2 protein-coding genes are annotated in these 2,003 nt (G+C 68.0%); one reads left to right on the plus strand and one right to left on the minus strand.

Translation table 11 applies throughout. The annotated features are described in order from the left end of the window. The first annotated feature begins 131 nt into the window (after positions 1 to 131). Positions 132 to 1,058, plus strand: coding sequence for a carbohydrate kinase family protein (locus ABEA07_RS25365; RefSeq protein ID WP_345541354.1), 927 nt, complete (start codon positions 132 to 134; stop codon positions 1,056 to 1,058). Between the two features lie 13 nt (positions 1,059 to 1,071). Here ABEA07_RS25365 and ABEA07_RS25370 read toward each other — a convergent pair whose 3' ends face one another. Next, positions 1,072 to 1,632: a histidine phosphatase family protein gene (locus tag ABEA07_RS25370; protein ID WP_345541355.1), complete on the minus strand. Its 561-nt coding sequence runs from the start codon at positions 1,630 to 1,632 to the stop codon at positions 1,072 to 1,074. Positions 1,633 to 2,003 lie beyond the last annotated feature (371 nt).

Consider the following 2,003-nt stretch of genomic DNA (forward strand, 5'->3'; position numbering starts at 1 on the left):
AGCCAATCCGATGACGCTGTTGCCTTCGACCTTGATCACGCGCACCAACGTCAAGGACTACAAGGGATGGCAAGCTCCGAGGTGAGCTCCACCCACGATCGTTGTGGATCTCAAAGTTTCCGGAGCATGAAATGTTCGTGGTCTGCGGTGAAGCGCTGATGGACGTCTACATGGGCGAAACGACGCCCACGGGGATGACCCTCGACGCGCGTATCGGCGGCTCGCCGTTGAATGTGGCACAGGGCCTCGCACGGCTGGCGCGGCCCGTGGCCTTCCTGACCGGTCTGTCGACCGACGCGCTCGGCGAACGCCTGCTGGCCTCGCTGAAGGAGGAAGGCGTCGACACCTCGCTGGTGCTGCGCAACGACGCGCCCAGCACGCTCAGCGTCGTGAGCGTGGATGCCGGCGGCGTACCGCGCTATGCCTTTCACGGCAACGGCGCGGCGGACCGCCAGATCACGCACGACACGCTGCCCGCCCTTCCCCGCGCGGCGCGCGTGCTGCAGTTCGGGTCGTATGCGCTGGCGGTCGAGCCGGTGGGAAGCGCGCTGCGTGCGCTGGCGGCGCGCGAGCGCGAGCGGCTGTTGATTGCCTACGACCCCAACGTGCGGCTCAACGTCGAGCCCGACCTCGCGCACTGGCGCGCGGTGGTCGATCAAATGGTCTCGATCGCTCATCTGGTCAAGGTGAGCGACGAGGACCTGGGGCTGCTCTATCCCGGGGAAGCGGTCGAGGAGGTGGCCGCGCGCTGGCTGGATCGAGGCGCTTCGATGGTCGCCGTGACGCGGGGACGTCACGGCGCCATTGCGTGGACGCGGACGGCGCGGGCCGACGCGCCCTCGCCCACCACCCGCGTGATCGACACGGTCGGGGCGGGCGACACCTTCCAGGCCGCCCTGCTGACCTGGCTCGATGAGCACGGCGTACTCACGCCCGAAGGGCTGTCCGCCCTGGACGGTGCCTCGCTCGATGCCTTGCTGCGCTTCGCCGCGCAAGCCGCCGCCATCACCTGCTCCCGTCGTGGCGCGGACATGCCGCGGCGAGCCGAACTCGACTGAGGCACAGGTCGGGTTACTCGCGGCTACGGCCGCGAACCACCACCCACTCGCCGAAGGCGATCGGCAGCGAAGGCCACTGATCCGCGCGCTCGACGCATCGAATGCCGTCTCGCAAGGCCCACACCGCGCGGATCACGCCGGCATGCGTGATCCACAACGCATCGCGACCGCATTCGCACCAGGCGTCGAAGGCTTCGCCCACGCGACGCATGAACTGGCGGGTGCTTTCGCCGTCGCCGCCGGCGCGTGCATCGGCGAAGGCGCGGGTCCAGGCGTCGAGCTCGGCGCGTTCGATGCTGTTCCAGGCGCGGCCCTCCCAACGGCCGAAATCCATCTCGGCGATGCGCGGTTCGATGCGCAGCGCGAGGTCCGGACGCAGCGATGCGATGGACTGGGCGAGTGTGGCGCAGCGCCGGCGCGGCGAGCTGACCAACTCGATGTCGACGGGCAACGCCGGTGCGATGCGCTCGGCGATGGCCCGCGTCGCTTCCGGCGAGACGGCCACGTCGCTGCGGCCGTAGCAGGTGCCGGGCAGCGCGGTGGTTTCGGGATGGCGGATCAGGGTCAGCTTCACTGGCGTACCTGCCGGGACTTGTCTTGCTCCCCCTTGCACTGGGAGGACTTGGGGGTGAGGGCTTTGGCTTGCTCGCTCTCCCTCTGGGAGGGGGTGAGGGCACTGGGGCTTTGTTTTGGCCTTGTTGGTTGGGTGGCGCAGGAGCCGGGGGTTCGCTTCTTGGGCCCTTGTTTTGGCCTTGCTTGTTGTTTGGCGCAGGAGCCAGGGGTTCGCTTCTTGGGCCCTTGTTTTGGCCTTGCTGGTTGGTTGGCGCAGGAGCCGGGGGTTCGCTTCTTGGGCCCTTGTTTTGGCCTTGCTTGTTGTGTGGCGCAGGAGCCGGGAATTCGCCCCGGCGGGCGAGTTACTTTCTTTGTCTCGCCAAAGAAAGTAAC

The organism is Variovorax defluvii, from assembly GCF_039541515.1.
In the GTDB taxonomy this organism is placed as follows: Bacteria; Pseudomonadota; Gammaproteobacteria; order Burkholderiales; family Burkholderiaceae_C; genus Variovorax; species Variovorax defluvii.

Coding starts and splice junctions, on each gene's coding strand:
- ABEA07_RS25365 (WP_345541354.1), top strand. CDS start 132: ATGTTCGTGGTCTGCGGTGAAGCGCTGATGGACGTCTACATGGGCGAA.